The 22,651-nt window shown below is 49.1% G+C and carries 21 protein-coding genes; 17 read left to right on the plus strand and 4 right to left on the minus strand.

The window, feature by feature from the left end:
* Positions 1-154 precede the first annotated feature (154 nt).
* From cysG to rpoS, 13 genes are all read left to right on the plus strand, one after another.
* A complete protein-coding gene (gene cysG / locus RCF31_RS17540) occupies positions 155-1,570 on the plus strand; it encodes a siroheme synthase CysG (protein WP_416411828.1) in 1,416 nt (471 codons plus the stop codon).
* A 9-nt stretch (positions 1,571-1,579) separates the two neighbouring features.
* Positions 1,580-2,488 (plus strand): sulfate adenylyltransferase subunit CysD, encoded by a 909-nt coding sequence (gene cysD, locus RCF31_RS17545; protein ID WP_084876467.1) that lies wholly within the window; start codon positions 1,580-1,582, stop codon positions 2,486-2,488.
* Between the two features lie 10 nt (positions 2,489-2,498).
* Positions 2,499-3,926, plus strand: coding sequence for a sulfate adenylyltransferase subunit CysN (cysN, locus tag RCF31_RS17550; protein WP_416411829.1), 1,428 nt, complete (start codon positions 2,499-2,501; stop codon positions 3,924-3,926).
* On the plus strand, positions 3,926-4,531 hold the full coding sequence (cysC, locus tag RCF31_RS17555; RefSeq protein WP_416411830.1) for an adenylyl-sulfate kinase: 606 nt from the start codon (positions 3,926-3,928) through the stop codon (positions 4,529-4,531). Before cysN ends, cysC begins: the two co-directional genes overlap by 1 nt.
* A 54-nt stretch (positions 4,532-4,585) precedes the next feature.
* Positions 4,586-4,906: a DUF3561 family protein gene (locus RCF31_RS17560; RefSeq protein WP_084876464.1), complete on the plus strand. Its 321-nt coding sequence runs from the start codon at positions 4,586-4,588 to the stop codon at positions 4,904-4,906.
* 172 nt (positions 4,907-5,078) lie between these two features.
* Complete coding sequence (gene ftsB, locus RCF31_RS17565) at positions 5,079-5,396, plus strand: cell division protein FtsB (protein ID WP_013510229.1); 318 nt, start codon at positions 5,079-5,081, stop codon at positions 5,394-5,396.
* 3 nt (positions 5,397-5,399) lie between these two features.
* Entirely contained in the window at positions 5,400-6,116 is a 717-nt protein-coding gene (gene ispD, locus RCF31_RS17570; RefSeq protein ID WP_313685474.1) for a 2-C-methyl-D-erythritol 4-phosphate cytidylyltransferase, read from the plus strand.
* The gene (gene ispF / locus RCF31_RS17575) at positions 6,116-6,598 is read left to right on the plus strand and encodes a 2-C-methyl-D-erythritol 2,4-cyclodiphosphate synthase (protein ID WP_416413285.1); all 483 of its coding nucleotides are present in this window, start codon (positions 6,116-6,118) and stop codon (positions 6,596-6,598) included. Before ispD ends, ispF begins: the two co-directional genes overlap by 1 nt.
* The gene (truD, locus tag RCF31_RS17580; RefSeq protein WP_416411831.1) at positions 6,595-7,638 is read left to right on the plus strand and encodes a tRNA pseudouridine(13) synthase TruD; all 1,044 of its coding nucleotides are present in this window, start codon (positions 6,595-6,597) and stop codon (positions 7,636-7,638) included. Before ispF ends, truD begins: the two co-directional genes overlap by 4 nt.
* Positions 7,619-8,380: a 5'/3'-nucleotidase SurE gene (surE, locus tag RCF31_RS17585; RefSeq protein WP_084876461.1), complete on the plus strand. Its 762-nt coding sequence runs from the start codon at positions 7,619-7,621 to the stop codon at positions 8,378-8,380. Before truD ends, surE begins: the two co-directional genes overlap by 20 nt.
* A complete protein-coding gene (locus RCF31_RS17590) occupies positions 8,374-9,000 on the plus strand; it encodes a protein-L-isoaspartate(D-aspartate) O-methyltransferase (protein WP_084876460.1) in 627 nt (208 codons plus the stop codon). Before surE ends, RCF31_RS17590 begins: the two co-directional genes overlap by 7 nt.
* A gap of 161 nt (positions 9,001-9,161) precedes the next feature.
* The gene (nlpD, locus tag RCF31_RS17595; protein ID WP_416411832.1) at positions 9,162-10,250 is read left to right on the plus strand and encodes a murein hydrolase activator NlpD; all 1,089 of its coding nucleotides are present in this window, start codon (positions 9,162-9,164) and stop codon (positions 10,248-10,250) included.
* A 50-nt stretch (positions 10,251-10,300) separates the two neighbouring features.
* Entirely contained in the window at positions 10,301-11,293 is a 993-nt protein-coding gene (gene rpoS / locus RCF31_RS17600) for an RNA polymerase sigma factor RpoS (RefSeq protein ID WP_013510222.1), read from the plus strand.
* A 95-nt stretch (positions 11,294-11,388) separates the two neighbouring features.
* Here the strand turns inward: rpoS and mutS are convergent, their stop codons facing one another.
* Complete coding sequence (gene mutS / locus RCF31_RS17605; protein WP_416411833.1) at positions 11,389-13,974, minus strand: DNA mismatch repair protein MutS; 2,586 nt, start codon at positions 13,972-13,974, stop codon at positions 11,389-11,391.
* A gap of 125 nt (positions 13,975-14,099) precedes the next feature.
* Here mutS and RCF31_RS17610 point away from each other — a divergent pair, with 125 nt between their 5' ends.
* Complete coding sequence (locus tag RCF31_RS17610) at positions 14,100-15,533, plus strand: tyrosine-type recombinase/integrase (RefSeq protein WP_416411834.1); 1,434 nt, start codon at positions 14,100-14,102, stop codon at positions 15,531-15,533.
* A gap of 25 nt (positions 15,534-15,558) precedes the next feature.
* Positions 15,559-16,980, plus strand: coding sequence for a DUF2971 domain-containing protein (locus tag RCF31_RS17615; RefSeq protein ID WP_416411835.1), 1,422 nt, complete (start codon positions 15,559-15,561; stop codon positions 16,978-16,980).
* A gap of 823 nt (positions 16,981-17,803) precedes the next feature.
* Here RCF31_RS17615 and RCF31_RS17620 read toward each other — a convergent pair.
* The 3 genes from RCF31_RS17620 to RCF31_RS17630 form a co-directional block, all read right to left on the minus strand.
* The gene (locus RCF31_RS17620) at positions 17,804-18,088 is read right to left on the minus strand and encodes a hypothetical protein (protein ID WP_416411836.1); all 285 of its coding nucleotides are present in this window, start codon (positions 18,086-18,088) and stop codon (positions 17,804-17,806) included.
* Positions 18,089-18,239: 151 nt separating this feature from the next.
* Positions 18,240-19,808 (minus strand): relaxase/mobilization nuclease domain-containing protein, encoded by a 1,569-nt coding sequence (locus RCF31_RS17625; protein WP_416411837.1) that lies wholly within the window; start codon positions 19,806-19,808, stop codon positions 18,240-18,242.
* Positions 19,783-20,163, minus strand: coding sequence for a plasmid mobilization protein (locus tag RCF31_RS17630; RefSeq protein ID WP_416411838.1), 381 nt, complete (start codon positions 20,161-20,163; stop codon positions 19,783-19,785). Before RCF31_RS17630 ends, RCF31_RS17625 begins: the two co-directional genes overlap by 26 nt.
* 395 nt (positions 20,164-20,558) lie before the next feature.
* On the opposite strand from RCF31_RS17630, the gene RCF31_RS17635 reads away from it, so the two are divergent.
* Together RCF31_RS17635 and mltB are read left to right on the plus strand one after the other, a co-directional pair.
* Entirely contained in the window at positions 20,559-20,795 is a 237-nt protein-coding gene (locus RCF31_RS17635; protein WP_226020286.1) for a hypothetical protein, read from the plus strand.
* Positions 20,796-21,529: 734 nt separating this feature from the next.
* The gene (mltB, locus tag RCF31_RS17640) at positions 21,530-22,612 is read left to right on the plus strand and encodes a lytic murein transglycosylase B (protein ID WP_299460391.1); all 1,083 of its coding nucleotides are present in this window, start codon (positions 21,530-21,532) and stop codon (positions 22,610-22,612) included.
* The last annotated feature ends 39 nt before the right edge of the window (positions 22,613-22,651 follow it).

A 22,651-nucleotide genomic window follows, 5' to 3' on the forward strand; every position in this document is an offset into this window, starting at 1 on the left:
ACACCAGCAATATCATTTGCTAAGCACAAAATGTTCTCAGCAATCCCGGGTCGTTATTCCATTCGGTAACTACTCATTCCAATTCGTAATTTCATCTGCCAGAAGGCGGGGACGTATAGTCGCGTTAACTTATTGTAAAACTAACAAGGTTAACGTGGATTATCTGCCTCTCTTTGCCGATCTCAAAAACCGTCCGGTGCTGGTTGTCGGCGGTGGCGACATCGCTGCGCGCAAAATTGAACTGCTGCGGCGTGCCGGTGCGCATGTGCGGGTGACGGCGCGTGAGCTGGGCCATGAGTTGCAGGCACTGCATGAGATTGCGGCCATTGAGTGGGTAGCGCAAACCTTTGATGCGGAACAGCTGGAAGGCGTGTTCCTCGTGATTGCCGCCACAGATAACAACATCCTTAACGGCCAGGTCTTCGACGCTGCCAACGCGCGCCACAAGCTAGTGAATGTGGTGGATGACCAGCCGAAATGCAGCTTTATCTTCCCGTCGATTGTTGATCGTTCCCCGCTGGTGGTGGCGATTTCCTCCAGTGGCACCGCACCGGTACTCGCGCGTCTGCTGCGGGAAAAAATTGAAGCCCTGTTGCCCACGAATCTCGGGCAAATGGCCCTCGTTGCCGGGCAGTGGCGCGACAAAGTGAAACAACGTTATCGCCAGATGTCAGAACGCCGTCGTTTCTGGGAGCGCGCCTTCAACGGCCTGTTCGCCAGCCAGATGGCGGCGGGCAACGTTAATGAAGCGCGTCGCACATTGGATCGTGAGCTGGAGAATGACAGCGATAACCCAGGCGAAATCACCCTGGTCGGTGCCGGTCCCGGTGATGCCGGGTTATTGACGCTACGTGGCTTGCAGGTGATGCAGCTGGCCGATGTGGTGCTGTATGACCACCTGGTCAGTGATGAGGTGCTGGAACTGGTACGACGCGATGCCGATCGTATCTGCGTGGGTAAACGCGCCGGTGCCCATTCCGTGTCACAGGAAGAGACCAATCAGCTGCTGGTGAAGCTGGCGCTGGAAGGTAAACGCGTGGTGCGACTGAAAGGCGGCGATCCCTTTATTTTTGGTCGTGGCGGTGAAGAGTTGCAGGCCGCTAAAGCTGCCGGTATCCCGTTTCAGGTGGTGCCGGGTATCACTGCGGCAGCGGGCGCAACCGCCTATGCCGGTATCCCTTTAACCCATCGTGACCATGCGCAAAGCGTGTTGTTTATCACCGGTCACTGCCGGGCAGACAGCAACGGTATTGACTGGCCGTCACTGGCACGCGCGCGTCAGACGCTGGCAATTTATATGGGCACGGTGAAGGCGGCGGAGATTGCCGCCGGACTGATTGAACACGGGTGCGATCCAGCGACGCCTGTTGCGGTGATTGGCCGCGGCACGCGTCAGGATCAGCAGGTGCTGACCGGCACCTTAGCCCAACTGGAGGCGCTGGCCGCCACCGCGCCGACGCCAGCATTGCTGGTGATTGGCGAAGTTGTGAATTTGCACGGGCAACTGGCCTGGTTTCAACATTCGGCACAGCAGGGGACTCGCGAGTCCGCCGTTGTCAATTTGGCTTGAGGAAAAATTATGGACCAAAACCGACTCACTCATCTGCGCCAGCTGGAGGCAGAGAGTATCCATATCATCCGCGAGGTGGCGGCCGAGTTCAGTAATCCGGTGATGATGTACTCCATCGGTAAGGACTCCTCGGTGATGCTACATCTGGCGCGCAAAGCCTTCTATCCGGGCACGCTGCCATTTCCGCTGCTGCACGTTGATACCGGCTGGAAATTCCGTGAAATGTACGAATTCCGCGATCGCACCGTCAAAGCGATGGGTGCTGAGTTGCTGGTACATCGTAACCCGGAAGGCGTGGCGATGGGCATCAACCCGTTTGTACACGGTAGTGCCAAACATACCGACATCATGAAAACCGAAGGGCTGAAGCAGGCGCTGAACAAATACGGCTTTGATGCCGCGTTTGGTGGCGCACGCCGTGATGAAGAGAAATCGCGCGCCAAGGAACGTATCTATTCATTCCGTGACCGCTTCCACCGCTGGGACCCGAAAAACCAGCGACCGGAGCTGTGGCACAACTACAACGGCCAGATTAACAAAGGTGAGAGCATCCGTGTGTTCCCGCTCTCCAACTGGACCGAACTGGATATCTGGCAATACATCTTCCTGGAAAACATCGAGATTGTGCCGCTGTATCTTGCCGCACCACGTCCGGTGCTGGAGCGTGATGGCATGCTGATGATGGTGGACGACGACCGTATCGACCTGCAACCGGGTGAAGTGATCAAACAGCGTATGGTGCGTTTCCGTACCCTCGGCTGCTGGCCGCTGACCGGTGCGGTGGAATCCGAAGCACGAACGCTGCCGGAAATTATTGAAGAGATGCTGGTCTCCACTACCAGCGAACGCCAGGGCCGCGTGATTGACCGCGACCAGGCCGGTTCGATGGAACTGAAGAAACGTCAGGGTTATTTTTAAGGAGACGCAGATGAATACCGTTATTGCACAACAGATTGCCGATCAGGGCGGCGTGGAAGCCTGGCTGACCGCGCAACAACACAAAAGCCTGCTGCGTTTCCTCACCTGCGGTAGCGTGGACGACGGCAAAAGTACACTGATTGGCCGTCTGCTGCACGATACCCGTCAGATCTATGAAGATCAGCTTTCTTCACTGCACAACGACAGCAAACGTCACGGCACGCAGGGCGAGAAGCTCGATCTGGCACTGCTGGTTGATGGTTTGCAGGCCGAGCGTGAGCAGGGCATCACCATTGACGTGGCTTATCGTTACTTCTCCACCGAGAAGCGCAAATTCATTATCGCGGACACCCCCGGACACGAGCAGTACACGCGCAATATGGCGACCGGTGCCTCAACCTGCGATCTGGCGATTCTGCTGATTGATGCCCGTAAAGGCGTGCTGGATCAGACCCGTCGTCACAGCTTTATCTCGACGCTGCTGGGCATTAAGCATCTGGTGGTGGCGATCAACAAGATGGATCTGGTGTCCTTCAAACAGGACACGTTTGAACAGATCAAACAGGATTACCTCGATTTCGCGGCACAGCTGCCGGAAGACCTCGATATCCGCTTTGTGCCGATGTCGGCGCTGGAAGGGGATAACGTTGCCTCACAGAGCGAGAGCATGCCGTGGTATAGCGGCCCGACGCTGCTGGATGTGCTGGAAACCGTAGAGCTGAACCGCGTGGTTGATCATCAGCCGATGCGCTTCCCGGTGCAATATGTTAACCGCCCGAACCTCGATTTCCGTGGCTATGCCGGTACGCTGGCGTCAGGCGTGGTGAAAGTGGGGCAGCGCGTGAAAGTGCTGCCGTCGGGTGTGGAATCAACTATCGCGCGCATCGTCACTTTTGACGGTGATTTGCCGGAGGCAGGCGCTGGCGAGGCTATCACCCTGGTGCTGAAAGATGAGATCGACATCAGTCGCGGCGACCTGCTGGTAGACGCTGATGCGGAGCTGAAATCGGTGCAATCCGCCACCGTCAACGTGGTGTGGATGGCTGAGCAGCCGTTGCAACCAGGCCAGAGCTATGATGTGAAGATTGCCGGTAAGAAAGCCCGTGGTCGCGTGGAAAAAGTGATTTATCAGGTTGAGATCAACACGCTGGAAAAACGCAGTGCTGACAGCCTGCCGCTGAACGGTATCGGGCTGGTCGAAGTCACCTTCGATGAACCGATGGTGCTGGATCAGTATCGCCAGAACCCGGTCACCGGTGGCATGATTTTTATTGATCGTCTGAGCAACGTTACCGTCGGCGCGGGCATGATTGAAGAACCGCAAAGTGCCAGCCGCGCTGAGGCTGGTCAGTACAGCGACTTTGAGCTGGAACTGAATGCGTTGGTTCGTCGTCATTTCCCACACTGGAATGCACGCGATCTGCTGGGTGGTCAGTAATGGCGCAACACGATGAAAACGTGGTGTGGCATGACCATCCGGTGACGCGCGCTGAGCGTGAGCAGCAGCACGGTCATCAGGGTGTGGTACTGTGGTTTACCGGGCTGTCCGGCTCGGGAAAATCCACGGTAGCAGGTGCAGTGGAGCAGGCGCTGCATCGTCTGGGCGTCAGTACCTATCTGCTGGATGGTGACAATGTGCGTCACGGCTTATGCCGTGACCTCGGCTTCAGCGATGACGATCGTAAAGAAAATATTCGTCGCGTCGGTGAAGTGGCAAAACTGATGGTAGATGCGGGGCTGGTGGTGCTGACCGCCTTTATTTCCCCGCACCGTGCCGAGCGCCAGATGGTGCGCGACCTGCTGGCAGAAGGCCAGTTTATTGAAGTGTTTGTCGATACGCCGCTGGCAGTGTGCGAAGCACGCGATCCGAAAGGATTGTATAAAAAAGCCCGTGCCGGGGAACTGCGGAATTTCACCGGTATCGACAGCGTTTATGAGGCGCCAGAAGTGCCGGAAATCCACCTGGATGGTGAACAATTGGTTACAAAACTGACCGCCCAATTGTTAGACCTGCTGCGCCACCGCGATATCATCAGATCCTGAATAGACAGCGGCAAATCATTATGGTTTGCCGCGCTTCGCGTCAACAGGAACTCTATGCAGAACGTTACCCCTATGCTGGCACGCAAAGATGAACTCCCCCAGGATGAGCCGCGCTCGTCGTTACCGGGTGGTGTGATTGGTTTTCTCTCGTACTGGTGCGCTCTGGCAATTCCGTTCCTGCTCTACGGCTCCAATACGCTGTTCTTCTTCCTCTATACCTGGCCATTCTTCCTCGCCCTGCTGCCGGTTTCGGTGCTGATTGGTATTGTCTTCAGCCTGATGCTGCGTGGTCATTTGTTCTGGAGCGGGGTGGTCACGGCAATCGTGGTGGTATGCCTGTTCTGGCTACTCTTCTCATTTCTCTCCGGCTGGTAAGCTGTGCCTGATGTGCAAACGCGTCGGCTGGTTACAAAACTTTACCTGCCGATGTTCTCATCATCTGCGTCATTATTTGTACGGACAAACGCCTGTGAACGGCATTTTCGCTGCTGGAGTGGAGTCCGGCGCGAAGTTATGGGATGATTGAGCCGTTTTTCAGGGGGCGGGGATGGGAAAACTGACGTTATTGCTACTCGTACTGCTCGGCTGGCTTCAATATTCGTTGTGGCTGGGTAAGAACGGGATTCATGACTATACGCGCGTTAATGATGACGTCGCGTCACAACAGGCGAATAACGCCAAACTCAAAGCGCGTAACGATCAGCTGTTCGCCGAAATTGACGATCTCAACGGCGGTTCTGAGGCTATCGAGGAACGCGCACGCAATGAACTGGGCATGATCAAGCCCGGTGAAACCTTCTATCGTCTGGTGCCGGACCAGAACAAACGTAACGCGCAACAAGCTGCGCAAAATCAACAACGATAAACCATGAACAACCTTTCTTCCTCTGCGGATGTGATCGCCGTAGTGCCCGCTGCCGGTATTGGCAGCCGCATGCAGGCGGCCTGCCCGAAACAGTATCTGACCATCGGTCAATTCACCCTTCTTGAACACAGCGTCGCGCGGTTGCTGGCGCATCCTGCCGTAAAACAGGTGGTGGTCGCCATCGGCCCCGATGATGGCTGGTTTGACACCTTGCCGCTGGCGCAGGATGCCCGCGTGCTGCGCGTCACCGGCGGCGATACGCGCGCTGAGTCCGTGCTGGCGGGGTTGCAGGCAGTGAAGCAGGGGGAGTGGGTGCTGGTGCATGACGCGGCGCGTCCGTGCCTGCATCCCGATGATTTAGCACGCCTGCTGGCCGTGCGTCAGCACAGTAAAGTGGGAGCGATTCTGGCTGCACCGGTGCGTGACACCATGAAGCGTGCCGAACCGGGCAAAGCGGCCATTGCGCATACCGTTGAGCGTGAAAATTTATGGCATGCGCTGACGCCGCAATTCTTCCCTCACGCACTGCTGACGGCTTGCCTGACGCGCGCCCTTAATGAAGGGGCGACCATTACCGATGAGGCATCAGCACTGGAATACTGCGGCTACCATCCCGAACTGGTGAGCGGTCGCAGTGATAACATCAAGGTGACGCGGCCAGAAGACCTGGCGCTGGCGGCCTTCTATCTTACCCAGATTCAGTTACAGGAGAGCGCATGATGCGTATCGGCCACGGTTTTGACGTGCACGCCTTCGGAGGCGAGGGGCCTCTGGTGATTGGCGGGGTGCGAGTTCCCTTCGAACAGGGTTTTATTGCGCATTCCGATGGTGATGTGGCGTTACATGCGCTGACTGACGCCTTGCTGGGGGCGGTGGCGATGGGCGATATCGGCAAACTGTTTCCCGATACCGATCCCACGTATAAAGGCGCGGACAGCCGTGGCCTGCTGCGTGAAGCCTGGCGTCGCATCCAGCAGAAGGGTTACCAGATTGGTAATGTGGATGTCACCATCATTGCCCAGGCACCGAAGATGCTGCCGCACGTCCCGCAAATGCGCGTGAATATCGCCGAAGATCTTGGTTGCCATATGGATCAGGTCAACGTCAAAGCCACGACTACAGAAAAACTGGGTTTTACCGGGCGCGGCGAAGGCATTGCCTGTGAAGCGGTTGCATTGCTGATTAAGGCAGAAACGGCATGAGTGAATTGCTGTACCTGCATGGTGAACCGCGCGCGACTGGGGTGATTAAAGCCAATCCGGAAGATTTTGTCGTTATTGAGGATCTCGGTTATCCCTATGATGGCGAAGGTGAACAGCTATTGGTGCGTATCCGTAAAATCGGTTGTAACACCCGTTTCGTCGCGGAAGCGCTGGCGAAATTTTTAGGTGTGCACGTGCGCGATCTCAGCTATGCCGGGATGAAGGACCGTCATGCGGTGACGGAACAGACGCTTTGCTTCCGTTTACCGGGTAACGCTATGCCCGATCTGTCTGAATTTCAGCTTGAAGGTGTGGAAATTCTGCAGGTTGTGCGCCACAAGCGTAAACTACGTACCGGTGCGCTGGCGGGAAATGCGTTTCGCCTGGTGATCCGTCAAATTTCGGATCGTACCGAGGTAGAACAGCGTTTACAGAAAATTCAGAAAAGCGGTGTGCCGAATTATTTTGGCGAGCAGCGTTTCGGGCGCGATGGTAATAATCTGACGCAGGCCCGGCAGTGGGCGCAGGATAGCTTTCGCCCACGCGATCGTAACAAAAAAGGCCTGCTGCTTTCGGCGACACGTAGCCATCTGTTTAATCAGGTGACCAGCGCCCGCTTACAGCGTGACAATAGCCTTGATGCGGTCATCAGCGGTGATGCATTGCAGCTGACCGGGCGTGGTAGCTGGTTTGTCGCGCAGGCCGAAGAACTGGCCGAACTGCAACAGCGTGTGGACCAGGATGAGCTGCGTATCACCGCCCCGTTAGCCGGGCGTGGTGGCTGGGGCACCCAGGCGGAAGCGCTTGAATTTGAACAGCAGAGCCTGGCAGGTGCGACAGAATTGATTACACTGCTTGAGCGTGAACGTGTTGATGCGGCACGACGTGCAATGCGCGTGGTGCCAAAAGAGTTGCGCTGGAACTGGTGGGATGATGTGACGCTGGAGATGGAGTTTTGGCTGCCTGCGGGCAGTTATGCCACCAGTGTGGTGCGTGAGCTTCTCCAACAAGAAGGTAACGATGCGGATATTGCTGAGTAATGATGATGGAATTCATGCTCCTGGCATTCAGACTCTGGCGCGCGCGCTGCGCCAATTTGCTGAAGTGCAGGTGGTGGCACCCGATCGTAATCGGAGCGGTGCCTCAAACTCGCTGACCCTCGAAACACCGCTTCGTACCTTTACCCATGAAAACGGCGATATTGCTGTACAGATGGGCACTCCGACTGACTGCGTGTTTCTCGGGGTGAATGCCCTGATGCAACCGCGCCCGGATATCGTGGTATCCGGTATCAATGCCGGGCCGAACCTCGGTGATGACGTGATTTATTCTGGCACCGTAGCCGCTGCCATGGAGGGACGTCATCTCGGGCTACCGGCGCTGGCCGTATCCCTTAATGGTCATCAGCATTACGCTACCGCAGCCGCAGTGACCTGCGCGTTGCTGCGCGCCCTGACGCGTGAGCCGCTGCGTACCGGCCGCATCCTGAATATCAATGTACCTGATTTACCCCTGTCAGAAGTGAAAGGCTTCCGCGTGACGCGTTGCGGCAGCCGACATCCGGCCGATCAGGTGATTCGTCAGCAGGATCCGCGTGGTAACACCCTGTACTGGATCGGGCCGCCGGGCGAAAAGCTGGATGCGGGTCCGGATACTGATTTTGCGGCGGTTGATGCCGGTTACGTTTCCATCACCGCGTTGCATGTCGACCTGACCGCGCCAGCGGCGCAGTTGGTGTTAAGCGAATGGCTGACCCAGGCGGAGGTGGATTTGGCATGGTGAGTCGGCGCGTCGAAACCCTGCTGGCGCAACTGCGCGCGCAGGGCATCCATGATGAACATCTGCTGAAAGCCATCGCCGATGTGCCGCGTGAGCGTTTTATCGACGAAGCCTTCGAACACAAAGCCTGGGACAATGTCGCACTGCCGATTGGCAGCGGGCAAACCATTTCACAGCCCTACATGGTGGCGCGCATGACAGCGCTGCTGGAACTGAATGCCGACGCATGTGTGCTGGAAATCGGCACCGGCTCCGGCTATCAGACTGCCATTCTGGCCCATCTGGTTAACCACGTTTATTCCGTTGAACGCATCAAAGGGTTGCAGTGGCAGGCGAAACGTCGGCTGAAGCAGCTCGATCTCCATAATGTTTCCACACGCCACGGTGATGGCTGGCAGGGATGGGCGGCACGCGGTCCGTTCGATGCCATTATCGTCACCGCAGCACCACCTGAAATTCCGACTGCGCTGATAGCGCAATTGCGCGACGGCGGCAGAATGGTGCTGCCGGTTGGAGAAGATCAGCAAGTGTTGAAACGTCTGCGTCGTCAGGGAGATGAGATGATTGAAGAGATCATCGAACCCGTCCGCTTTGTGCCTTTAGTACAGGGCGATCTGGCCTAAAGCGCTTCGTACTTGTTCACAACTGTTACATAGCATGGCGCAGTTGATCTTGCTACTATCCTTGTTAATCAAAGCGAAAGGCCGTTTCGGACGCATTACGCAGTGTAAAATGCGGCTAACGCAGTCACAGTTATATCCAGGATTGCCATCACGGGGGATCAATGAGCACGGGAAGCACAATATTTCAATTACGCCGTCTGGCGGCACTGACAGTGGTCGGTTTCTGGCTGGCAGGCTGTAGCTCCAGCGATAACACACAGGCACCCATTAGTCAGATTGGTGGAAACGGTGGTATGAGCGACGCCTCTGGCGGCGGTGTACCGACAATGCCTCGTGGCGGAATGTTAAGTGGTGGTGTACCTTCTGCGCCCGCCTCGGGCGGAATGATTAGTGGTAATGATAATGTGACGACGCAAAATGGTCATATTGTATACAACCGCAATTATGGGAATATTCCTAAAGGTAGTTATGGCGGTGAGACTTACACCGTCAAGCGTGGCGATACCCTGTTCTATATTGCCTGGATTACCGGCAACGATTTTCGCGATTTGGCTCAACGCAACAACATCGCCGCCCCGTACAGCCTGAGCGCCGGGCAAACGTTGCAGGTTGGTAATGGATCCGGACAGTCAATTACCGGTGGTAACGCTATCACTGCGGCCGATGCAACTCAGGGCGGCGTACCCGTTACACCGGGTTCTTCGCAAATTAAATCGACCCCGGTTGCACAGCAACCTGTTATTACGTATTCTGATGATTCGGGTAATTCTTCAGGCAGCAAATTGCTGCCGTCGAAAGGGGCAAATAATGTGGCAACGACCACAGCTCCGGTTATCGCACCGCCCACAGTCAGCAGCACAACGGATAGCACAACCCCAGTGGGAAGCTGGCGTTGGCCGACTGATGGGAAGATCATCGATAACTTCTCCGCTGCGGAAGGCGGAAACAAAGGGATCGATATCGCCGGTTCGCGTGGACAACCTGTTGTCGCCACTGCTTCGGGTAGGGTGGTATACGCAGGCAACGCGCTCCGTGGGTACGGTAATTTAATCATCATCAAACACAATGATGACTACCTGAGTGCGTACGCCCATAACGACACTATGCTGGTCCGGGAACAACAGGAAGTTAAAGCTGGGCAAAAAATCGCTACCATGGGTAGCACCGGAACCAGCTCAGTAAGATTGCATTTTGAAATTCGTTACAAGGGGAAATCCGTAAATCCGTTGCGTTACTTACCGCAACGATAATCCGGCAGAACCCAGGTGTTCTGCCCTTGGATCACGGGTAGGAGCCGCTTATGAGCCAGAATACGCTGAAAGTTAACGAGTTACACGAAGATGCGGAATTCGAGGAGAACGGAGCTGAGGTTTTTGATGAGAAGGCTCTCGTTGAGAACGAACCTGGTGATAACGATGTAGCGGAAGAAGAGTTGTTGTCACAGGGTGCGACGCAACGCGTTTTGGATGCGACGCAGCTCTACCTCGGAGAAATTGGTTATTCTCCATTATTAACGGCGGAAGAAGAGGTGTTCTTTGCCCGCCGCGCATTACGAGGCGACATTCCTTCTCGCCGCCGCATGATTGAAAGTAACCTGCGCCTGGTGGTGAAGATTGCCCGTCGTTATAGCAATCGTGGTCTGGCTCTGCTTGACCTGATTGAAGAGGGGAATCTCGGCCTGATTCGCGCAGTAGAGAAGTTTGACCCTGAACGTGGGTTCCGCTTCTCGACTTACGCCACCTGGTGGATTCGTCAGACCATTGAACGGGCGATCATGAACCAAACCCGTACCATTCGTCTGCCTATCCACATTGTTAAAGAGTTAAATGTTTATCTGCGTACTGCGCGTGAACTTTCTCACAAGCTCGATCATGAGCCGAGTGCCGAAGAGATCGCCGAGCAGCTGGATAAACCGGTTGATGATGTAAGCCGTATGCTGCGTCTCAACGAGCGCATTACCTCGGTTGATACGCCACTCGGTGGTGATTCCGAAAAAGCGTTGCTGGACATCCTGGCCGATGAAAAAGATAACGGCCCGGAAGACACCACGCAGGACGATGATATGAAACAAAGCATCGTCAAGTGGTTGTTTGAACTCAATGCCAAGCAGCGTGAAGTGCTGGCGCGTCGTTTTGGCCTGTTGGGCTATGAAGCGGCAACGCTGGAAGATGTTGGCCGCGAAATCGGTTTGACCCGTGAGCGTGTCCGTCAGATTCAGGTGGAAGGTCTGCGCCGTCTGCGTGAAATCCTGCAGACTCAGGGCCTGAATATCGAAGCGCTGTTTCGTGAATAAACCGTAATCGCTACATAAAAACGGTGACCATCTGGTCACCGTTTTTTTATGCCTGTTATTCAGGATGGTGGCGGGCTGCCGCCATCCTGCTGCTTCTACACCAGCGTTTTCAGACGATAGATCCACTCCAGAGCTTGACGTGGTGTCAGGGTATCGGGATCGAGCGCTTCCAGTGCCTCAACTGCCGGTGACGTGTCTGCTACCAGTAGCGGCAGCTGCGAACCTTCTACCGTCGAGGCTGCTGAACTGCCCGAAAGGGCTTCCAGTTCTTTCAGTTTATGGCGTGCACGTTTGATGACTTCTTTAGGTACACCTGCTAACGCCGCTACAGCCAGACCGTAACTTTTACTGGCTGCGCCGTCCTGGACGCTGTGCATAAAGGCGATGGTGTCACCATGTTCCACGGCATCGAGATGCACGTTAACCACACCTTCCATTTTTTCTGGCAGCGTGGTCAGCTCGAAATAGTGGGTAGCGAACAACGTCATCGCTTTAATGCGGTTGGCCAGGCTTTCGGCGCAGGCCCAGGCCAGCGACAGGCCATCATAGGTTGAGGTACCACGACCGATTTCATCCATCAGTACCAGGCTGTTTTCGGTAGCGTTGTGCAGGATGTTGGCGGTTTCGGTCATTTCCACCATAAAGGTAGAGCGTCCTGAGGCCAAATCGTCAGCTGCACCGACACGGGTAAAAATACGGTCGATGGGGCCAATCACCGTTTCCTCAGCCGGAACAAAGCTACCGATCCACGCCATCAGCGCGATCAATGCCGCCTGGCGCATATAAGTGCTTTTACCACCCATATTCGGTCCGGTGATGATCAGCATACGACGCTGAGTGGAGAGTGATAATGGATTCGCGATAAAGGGTTCTTTCAGCACCTGCTCAACAACCGGGTGACGACCGCCGGTGATGCGGATACCGGCTTTATCCTGTAGCACCGGACGGCAATAGTTGAGAGTCCAGGCACGTTCCGCCAGGTTAGCCAGCACATCAAGCTCGGCCAGTGCAGCAGCGCTTAATTGCAGCGCTTCCAGGTGCGGCAGCAGGCGATCGAAAAGCTCGTCGTAAAGACCTTTTTCCAGCGTCAGTGCTTTGCCTTTTGAGGTCAGGACCTTGTCTTCATACTCTTTCAGTTCTGGAATGATGTAGCGTTCAGCATTCTTCAGCGTCTGACGGCGCACATAGTGGATGGGTACCAGATGGCTCTGACCACGGCTGACCTGGATGTAATAGCCATGAATGGCGTTAAAGCCAACTTTAAGGGTATCCAGCCCGAGTTTTTCCCGTTCGCGGATTTCAAGACGATCGAGGTAATCGGTGGCCCCATCAGCCAGTGCTCGCCACTCATCGAGTTCAGCGTTATAACCGGGTGCAATCACACCTCCGTCACGGACTAATACCGGCGGAGACTCAATAATCGCCTGCTCCAGCAGTTCGCGTAGTTCACTGAAATCCCCCATTTGCGTACGCAGCTGAATCAGTTGAGGAGCCTCGGCCTGTTCCAGTAAGGCATTCAGTTCCGGCAACTGCTGAAAAGCGTGGCGCATACGGGCCAGATCGCGTGGGCGGGCGGTGCGCAGCGCCAGACGGGCGAGGATACGTTCCAGATCGCCTACCTGGCGTAACACGGGTTGTAACTCTTCGCTGTGCGCCTGTAATTCCGCAATGGATTGCTGACGACGTGCGATGGTTTCGACATCACGCAATGGCATATGCAGCCAGCGTTTCAGCATGCGGCTGCCCATCGGGGTAACGGTTTTATCCAGAACCGCAGCGAGGGTGTTTTCCGTCCCTCCGGCCAGATTCTGCGTGATTTCGAGGTTGCGACGTGTGGCGGCATCCATAATCACGCTATCCTGCTGACGCTCCATGCTAAGCGAGCGGATATGGGGCAGGGAGGTGCGCTGGGTGTCTTTGACATATTGCAGCAGACAACCTGCCGCGCGCAATGCCAGATGCGCCTGTTCGACGCCAAACCCATTGAGATCGCGCGTGCCAAATTGCAGATTCAACTGCTGGCGCGCGGTATCGATTTCATATTCCCAGAGCGGACGGCGGCGCAGGCCACGACGCTGATCAATGAGCGGCATCGCCTGAAAATCTTCGGGGTAGAGCAATTCAGCCGGATTCGTGCGTTGCAATTCGGCGGCCATGGTTTCCTGCTCGCCAGGTTCGCTCAACCGGAAGCGCCCGGAACTGATATCCAGCGTGGCATAGCCAAAACCGCGCTGGCTCTGAAAAATAGCCGCCAGCAGGTTATCCTGGCGCTCTTGCAATAATGCTTCATCGCTGATGGTGCCGGGGGTGACAATACGCACCACTTTGCGTTCTACCGGGCCTTTGCTCAGCGCGGGATCACCAATCTGCTCACAAATCGCCACCGACTCACCTAACTGGACCAGTTTCGCCAGATAGCCTTCAACCGCATGATAGGGAACGCCTGCCATGGGAATGGGTTCGCCTGCAGACGCACCGCGTTTGGTGAGTGAGATTTCCAGCAGCTGTGAAGCGCGTTTTGCGTCATCGTAAAACAGCTCATAAAAATCACCCATGCGATAGAACAGCAGGATATCAGGATGATCGGCCTTCAGACGCAGGTACTGCTGCATCATGGGCGTGTGAGTTTCAACGCCTTTAATTATGGCGCTTTTATCGTTGATTTTACTCTGTTTTTCCATTTTATAAAACTCTGGAGTGAGTGTGTTTTGATATACATAAACACACTCACTGCGAAAAAATGTATACTATATGTATATCAGCTACTCTTGCTGCTGAACAAAAAAATAACTGGTATACAAATCATATGAAAATCAATCTAAATCAACAGCTTGTGGCTAAGACATTATCTATTGATTTTAAGCCGAGGATCTTACCTGACGGCCAATTGATCTTTGAGCTTAACGAAGACCGTAAACCGTACTTTATCACAGATGCTCATCGTGACGCGCCAGTCGGATTTGGTGTAAAGGTTTCAACCAACAAGAAGGTTTACTATATACAGAGAAGGGTTTCTGACTCGGATTCTGGTATGCAAGTGATTAGGGCTACCCTTGGTAGCGTTAGCGACTTTGATAACATCGCACAAGCCCGTGATGAAGCCCGTCGTTATGTTCAACAGATGAAACAGACGAAGCGTAATCCAAATAAAGTCAAACGAGAAACACATGCTTCGGAACTAATGATAAAAGAGATTTTTGAGCAATATAGAAGGCATTTAACTACACGTTCAAAGCCAGCTAAACCCAATACTCTGCTTGTTTTCGATAAAGCACAAAATAGGTTATCTGATTGGGCTAACCTACGAGTGAAAGATCTCAGTGGAAATGAGATATTAAAAAAGTTTGACGAAATAGCTGTCAAAGCACGAACAGCCGCTGAACAAACATTCAGATGGATAAATGTTGCAGTAAAATATGCTATTGAGATTGAGGCCATTAATGCTCAAACGCAACAAAGACAGCCTAGCATTATTTATAATCCATTTTCAATTTTGGCTGTACAGAAAAAATATAGAACGCGTTCAGAGTTAGAAGATAGTTATAGAGAAAAAAATATCCGCAACCCTCTATCTCCTAACGATACTTTAAAACAGTTTCTAGATGCACTTTATTATAAAAGGTTTACTAACAGGTTAGGTGCTGACTATTTACTAGTGACAATTCTATCCGGAACAAGGAAAGAGGAATCAGCTTCATTATGTTGGAGAGAAAAGTTAACAGACGAAGAAGCGAAGCGAACTAACTATGTAGATCTTAAAAATAGAGTGCTATTCTTCTATGATACAAAAAATAGGAATAATCATACGTTGCCAATATGCGATGCAATGTATCGTATTCTTGATGAAAGAAGGTTTTTGGTTAACCAGGTTAGTATAGGCTCTATTGGAAAAGAAAAGTATGTGTTTCCAGCCAGATCAAAGTTTAGTAGAACAGGGCATTATTCGGATTCGAAAGAACTCCGTATCAAAATCTGTGAGGAAGCTGCGATCGTTAAGTTAGGTATGCATGATTTAAGGAGAACTTTCGGACGTGTTGCAGAAGAGCTAACCTCTTATGCAGTAGTTAAAAGATTGCTGAATCATAGAAATACTGTCGACCCAACGGAACGTTATGCGGAACCAGAGTTTGAAAGACTAAGAGAAGCTTTACAAAGAATCGAACTAAACATATTATCAAAATCACCTATTTTATATAACTCTTTATTAGCTTCTAAAGAATACCCACCATTGCCCCTTTAATTTATTATTTAATTATGGAGATGATATGACTAAGGAATTTTATAGGTTTAGAAGTGTTGAAAAACTGATTGGTGAAAAATATCAAGAGTTAGAAAGGCAAGTTATTTATTTCGCTGAGCCATCGTCATTAAATGATCCAATTGAAGGTTTCAGGGATTACTTCTGGGATGGGGATGAGATAATTTGGAAAAATTTATTTAAACACTATTTATTTTGCCTCGAACGAAGTTATTCTTTATTGTGGATATCAGGGGAAGAGCATCCGCTTTCAGAAGAAGATATACCAGTGTTGACTGACTTTACATTTCCAACTCCTGAGTACGAAAATTTATTTAATGAAGTGTCAAAATCATTCTTTTCAAAACAGATAATAATAAAATTAATAAATGATATATCTAATAGAAGCTCTGTCGTAAGACGAAATGAGTTGTTTTTTTATATTAGACTGGTGCATTTTTTAGCAATTGATATCATTCATGGTTGTTATCAAATAAATGGGTTGGTTTCTCAGGATAATGTAACGCCTGATATCGACTATGAAAAACCAATAAGGAATGTAATCGATTCTGATTTTATTAAAAATATAGAAGTTGATATAAGTCCGGAAAATATTGATACTATGTTCTCTATCCACAAGAATACATTTGAACAGATGGACATAATAAATCGCTTAACCGATAAAACATCTTCCAAAACAAAAAATAAGAATTTGGTTTTCTTGGATTTCCCTAATGAATATATCCGTCAATTGGAGAAACTAGTATTTCCTAACTGGTATACAGCTTGTTTTATGTCAGAGTGCAGAAACTCATCTGTTTGGGGGAGCTATGGTGATAATCACACTGGAGTATGTCTAATCTTTAACGGTGAAGAAAAAGATGGAGAGCACTTTTTAAAATTGAAAAGAAGAGTAGGGTATGGAATGGATGGTGCAATCTACGATAATGTATTGCATAAATTATACGCCATAGACTATGTGAAAGGCTATGGTAAAGTTGATTTCTTTAGAAAGCTAGGACGATTACCTGTACCGGTTCTCAATAAAGTTTGGTACTCTTTTGAAGGTAAAATGAGTTTATGTGCGCAGGAAATGAATGAATCAACTTCATTATGGAGAGAAAATTACTGGAAAGAATTTTATAGAGATATTACCGTTAAATCTAAAGACTGGGAATACGAAAATGAGTATAGAATAATAATCTCAGATACATTCTCAGAACATAAAGATTTAGCTGACAGACTTTTGCCTTATGATTTTTCCTCATTAAAAGGGATGATATTTGGCATCAAAACAAAACTTGATGAAAAAATAAAAATCATGAAAGTTATCGAGAGGAAATGTTTAGAGTCAGAACGGGAGGATTTCAAATTCTATCAAGCTTTTTACGATGAAAAAAGAAAAGATATATCTTTTAGTGAGTTGGATTTAATTAAAATAAAAATTTAAAAGATAAATATGGGAGGTCCAGACCATAATTTCTTTCTTATATTAAATTGTCTATCGAAGGGTATTAATGGCGCCTGTTAATGTGCGCCTGACTGTTTATCAGGCTTGCCTGGGTTTTATCCCAGGCTTCGCCCTCCCCGAATTCGTTCAAAAAATATGAACAAAAATCGAAGATAGGCGCTGCCAAAAATCAGGTTTAACACATATATGTATATTGTTTTATCCCAGGTTTCAACCGTTCCGGCTTAGAGAACTATATTGTTTCCAATACAGGAACTCTGCAACACTCCCGGAAACAAGCCATATTGTTATTTGTGCTAATCTATCCACGTTTTTGGCCGTGTTTTCTCATACCCTACCAGATTAATCACCCAACAACTTAGGCGTGCGCTTCGAGCTTAGTAATACGTTGCACTCCCCATCTTTACTAACAATCAACAAATCTATGGACATACCCTTTATTTCCACATAGTTAAGATCTGATACAACAGAATAAAATGATTGCTTTTGGAGACCAGTTTTTGAATTGAGTAATGAAGGTTGTAAAAGTGAAAGGTTGGATTTGACAAATATATTTTCGTATTGTATTAAATATATATTCGTAATCGAGTTCTTTCTTAACTTGATTACAAGGCTTCAAAAGTCTGTAAACTTTTCTAGTCCCTAAAAAGTCAGCAAAATACAGCTGGCTTTTTTTGTATCTATCCCTTGTTTTAATATAAATATCTAATATGTCAAGATGATAATAAAAATAGTTGGTTTGTTAAATGCCTTAACTAGCAAGCATAGGTTTAGCTTAGAAATAAAAGGGGAGGAGTCCCCTTTATTTAGCTGAACGTCTAATCCAAGAAGCTTTATCTTTGTTTTTGAGTTTAACAATAATAAGTGGTGTAAAAGTTACAGCAAGCGTAAATGCCAAAAACGCAGGAGGTGAACGGAAAATCACCGCAATGGCGATACCAGCAGGAACCCCGATCAATGCACCAGTTGCAACCAGAGCTTTGACTGTCTGTTGACTAACATAGCCCACCACCTCTTCTGCTCCGCAACTACCACACACTGATGCACCTTCTGGTATGTGGGCTTTGCAAAATGGACATTCCGACATGATTTTTCCTCAAAAAAGATCCCTATAAGTTACTGACATAATTAACTTCGTGCACTCTTTAGTCGAATCGTTTATAACGATCAATTCAGATCATTTTGATAGTTATCACCTATCGTAAGTTACAAAACTGATCGGTATAAACGATCAGCTTTTACGTTGAGCCAATCTTCATATTCTTTTTATTTATGGTAACCCGCTGATTTTCCTGCTCAACGTCCCTTTTAAGAGCTTTCTCCAATTTTTTAGCCATTTCTTTTTGACGTTCCAAAGCAATATCCTCTGTATCCTTTCTTCGAGTTCGGCCGCCTATTCCCCCTCCTGTCGTTGTTCCTGAGCCTGTTCCTGTTGTTGGCTTTGTTGTTGGTGGTGATGTTGGTTTAATAATTCCCAAACGCAATTTTAAAGCTCTTATTTTTTCATTCCCTGTAATATGTAAGTCGCTACGGCTCGACTGTCTAACGTTATTGATGGCTGTTTCTGCATAGTCCAAAATACGACTAACGCTCCCACCGATAATCCCGTTATTAATGCCAACGAACCTATTAATATTTTTTGAACCAGATGTGTTCCATCTGCTTTTCGATTTGCGTTTAAAATCTTTTTTAAGTCTGCTGATACGATCTTTAAGTCTGTTGATGCTGTTGCTATTGTTTTGCTTTGGCTTTCTATAAACGTTTTGTTCCTGTCCACTGTTAAGTCCAGTTCTTGGAAGGCTTTCGTTGTAATCGATAGAGATTCGATCACTGGTTCCAATGTTGTTGCCAGGTCTTGCAGAATTGTCTCCGACATTTCGATTTTCAAAGCTTGGGTTTCTTTCAGCGTCTGTTGTAAGAGTTGAACTTGGCTGTTCAGCAACTGGCCCTGCTGATTCAGCTCCCTCAACTCTTGCAGCGTCGATTGTGGTGTTGATGTCTCTAATGTGTGTAAAGTCGCGATCTTGCTCATAATTTAATACCTCTGCTATCTTGTTCCAGCCAAACTTTTTGCCAAGCTGACTACCTTTGAAATGAATGCCGGCATAACCGAAACTAACGCCGGAAATCCTGCCAGTGCTGGCTTTGTTGAAAGCTACCGTAATCCCTGCTGCTTCCATTCTTTCGAGGAAAGAAGCTGTGTCTGGCTTATCAGCCATAGCCTCTGTAATCGTGTCCTGCAACACGATACGAGGAGGCCTAGAACCTTCTCTCAAACCCATTTCTATCTCTTCTTTGGTTGGGGTTTTTACGCCTGGCTTATCGCTTCTATCAAGCCCTTTTGTGATAGTTAAGCCGTGTGATTTTTCGAGTTCCTGACAGACATCAATGGACTTCAACGCCTCAAATTTTCCAGACCAAACTGTACCGTCAAGGCCAACACGATTGGCTAAAATATGTATATGGTCTTTCTCTGTGTCGTTGTGTCTCACAACAACATATTGATTATTAGCTAAATCAAAACCCATTTTCTCAAGATAATTTTCTGCTATTTCTTGCCATTTTTCAGGGCCTAATTTTTCTTCTTCTGGCGTAAGACTTAAACTGGTATGCCATACAGGTTTATCAATATCTGGCCTGATATTTCTTGTTTGAGTGAATTCTTGAGTAAGTTCTTTTGTATTTTCTCCAATCATATTGGAACAAATAAAATCAGGAGCAGGCTTATCTTCTTTATCTTTTTTCAAAGAAAAAATATATTGTAAACAGCCTTTAAATCCTTTACCTCGTTTTATTTTGCTCTTCATTACTTACCTCTTCTAAACCAGATAAAACCCTGCTTATCTTTTTAATAGAAAGCCTCCATTGATCGAGTGTTTGAGTGTCATTCCTAGAATTTAACATTTTAGCCATTTGGTTTATATTGCTGCCTATTTTTTTTAATTCCAATAAAGCATCGTTATTTATCTTTGGTAATGTTTTATTTCTCGGCTCCGATCTTAAAAGCTCCTGCCTTATTAAATGACCCAACTCAATACCAGCTTTGTTTTTTAGATCATTCAAATGAGCAAGCTCTTTTTCGTTAACTCTGAATTTTATAGTGGTATCTCGTATTTCTTCCGGGGGGAGTTTTCTCCTCCCTCTTTTTCTATCTGTTTCCATTATTTTTTACCTATCTTTTTTTTCACAATCTGAACTAGATTGTATTGTTTAACAGCGTCATCATATTTACTTCTCAACGCACTATGTTTGGAACTTGTTTTTTGTTTAATGGTATCTTCCATCATTGAGTACAAATAGAACATTGCAAAAATAACACCTAGCATAAATAACATATATATCTCCTTTGTTTTTGGTTTATTCTTTTCCGCTCCCCCTAAATGCTATTAGGGGGAAAAGCGGAAGGGTAAAGATCCCTAAATCAAACGTAGTGCGATTTATGGGCAAGGGAAATAACGGACACGTTATTACACCTTGCTCCTTAAATAAAAAAACGTTATCCTCAATATTGTAACTACACCCTAGGTGTTATTTTGTCAAATATACAGGATTTAAAAATGAGTAAGCGAATTAATCTCTCTGTCGAGATAGATGTTGAAACTATGGGCGGTTTCTTAAATGTATTTGTGGAAGAAGAAAAAATAAAATATGGCGAACATTTTTTTGATGAGAAGTTTAAGCGAAGATTTGTAAGCTATCTTATAGATAATAAAAAGGACATTTTTGAATTGAGTCAGGAATCAGAAAAAAATGTAATCTCAATAATGGATGAGTTTTACAGAGGAAAAATCTGAGGATTTAGCTTTGCTATGTGAAATCTAAGAAAAGCAACGAGGTTAAGTTCGGCAGATTTTAAAAATAGCGGCGACAGAAACAGTCAAAACTCGTTTTTGGCTGTTTGCTGTTGCAACTTATAAACTATGAACTGCGCACCAACAATAGCAATAACTGTCTGATATATAACGATTTAAAGCCGGTTTTTTAATATTTGTAATTTATCTTTGTTTATTGTGTGCAAAAAATAACCATTTTCTAAGCATCAAAGTACTAAATGTATACCATACGTATATCTTTAAACTATTTTTTGAAAATATATTTATAAATCAGCGCATAAAGGATTTTACCAAATACTGCTGCATCATGGGCGTATGGGCGGTGAAGTCCATTTGCTCTGCTCCTTTCATCTCTTTCTCGCTTTGCATTTACTTTTTGAGTGCCCGTAATAGGTTATCGCTACAGGGAAGGTGCGTTATCACGCTGGCGCGATAACGAAAGAAGCGATGTTACCATTTTTGCAGCATCTCCTTCATCCGCCTGCTGGCCTTTCGGTTGCCGACCATAGCAAATTGCTGCGGCAGGAAAAAAGAAAAAAACGCTGTAAATGGTAAAGTGTGGAAGCGGGTCGCAAATTTCGCCGGGCGGCGCCCTGACAGAGATAACTGACGTAAATTTAAGATATTGCCCTGTAAGTCATTAACCTGAACGATTAATATGTGGACTCCGGTTTCATCTGGCTTATGGAAATCCAATGCGTTTTAAGGTTGCCCTTCTCCCGCTCATTACCCTGCTTGCCGCCTGCAGTAGCAAGCCTGAAACATCCCAGCAGCCCGCCGTCGTTTCTGCACCTCAGGGTGGTTTTCTACTGGATCAATCACACGCTATCCAGCCAATGTTTGGTGATTTCGCAGAGAATCCTGCCGCTGAGCAATTTATTGACCAGATGGTGGCGAAGCATGGTTTTGATCGCCAGCAATTACATGCGGTGATTGGCCAGGCGAAACGGCTGGATTATGTGCTGCGCCTGATGGACCAACAGGCACCGAGCTACACTCCGCCAACCGGCCCAAATGGTGCCTGGATTCGCTATCGTAATAAATTCATTACCCCTGATAACGTGCAAAATGGTGTGGCCTTCTGGAATCAATATCAGGATGCGCTGCAACGCGCCCAGCAGGTCTATGGCGTGCCACCGGAAATTATTGTCGGCATTATTGGTGTTGAGACCCGCTGGGGTAGGGTGATGGGGAAAACCCGCTTACTGGATGCGCTGGCAACGCTTTCGTTCAACTATCCACGCCGGGCAGCTTACTTTAGCAGCGAGCTGGAAACGTTTCTGTTGATGGCACGTACCGAGCAGGATGATCCGCTTGATCTGCGCGGTTCTTTCGCGGGCGCAATGGGCTACGGACAGTTTATGCCATCGTCGTATAAACAATATGCGGTGGATTTTAACGGGGATGGACACATCAATTTGTGGGATCCGGTTGATGCTATCGGCAGCGTGGCTAATTATTTCAAAGAACACGGTTGGCGTCCGGGGGAAGCCGTCGCTGTCCCGGCCAGCGGGCAGGCTCCGGCACTGGAGAATGGTTTCAAAACCTTGTACCCGGTTAGCACTCTGGCGGCAAGTGGCCTGACACCGCAGGGATCGCTGGACGGCAACAATCAGGCCAGTTTGTTGCGCCTCGATCTCGGCACCAGTTATCAATACTGGTACGGGCTGCCCAATTTCTACGTCATAACCCGCTACAATCACAGCACGCATTATGCAATGGCGGTGTGGCAGTTGGGCGAAGCGGTCAGCAAAGCGCGTCAGGGCGCGATATTTTAATGCTGTCCTTACTAACAGTAAGGAGATAAGATGTCGCCC

The organism is Pantoea sp. App145, from assembly GCF_047947045.1.
Taxonomy (GTDB): Bacteria; Pseudomonadota; Gammaproteobacteria; order Enterobacterales; family Enterobacteriaceae; genus Pantoea.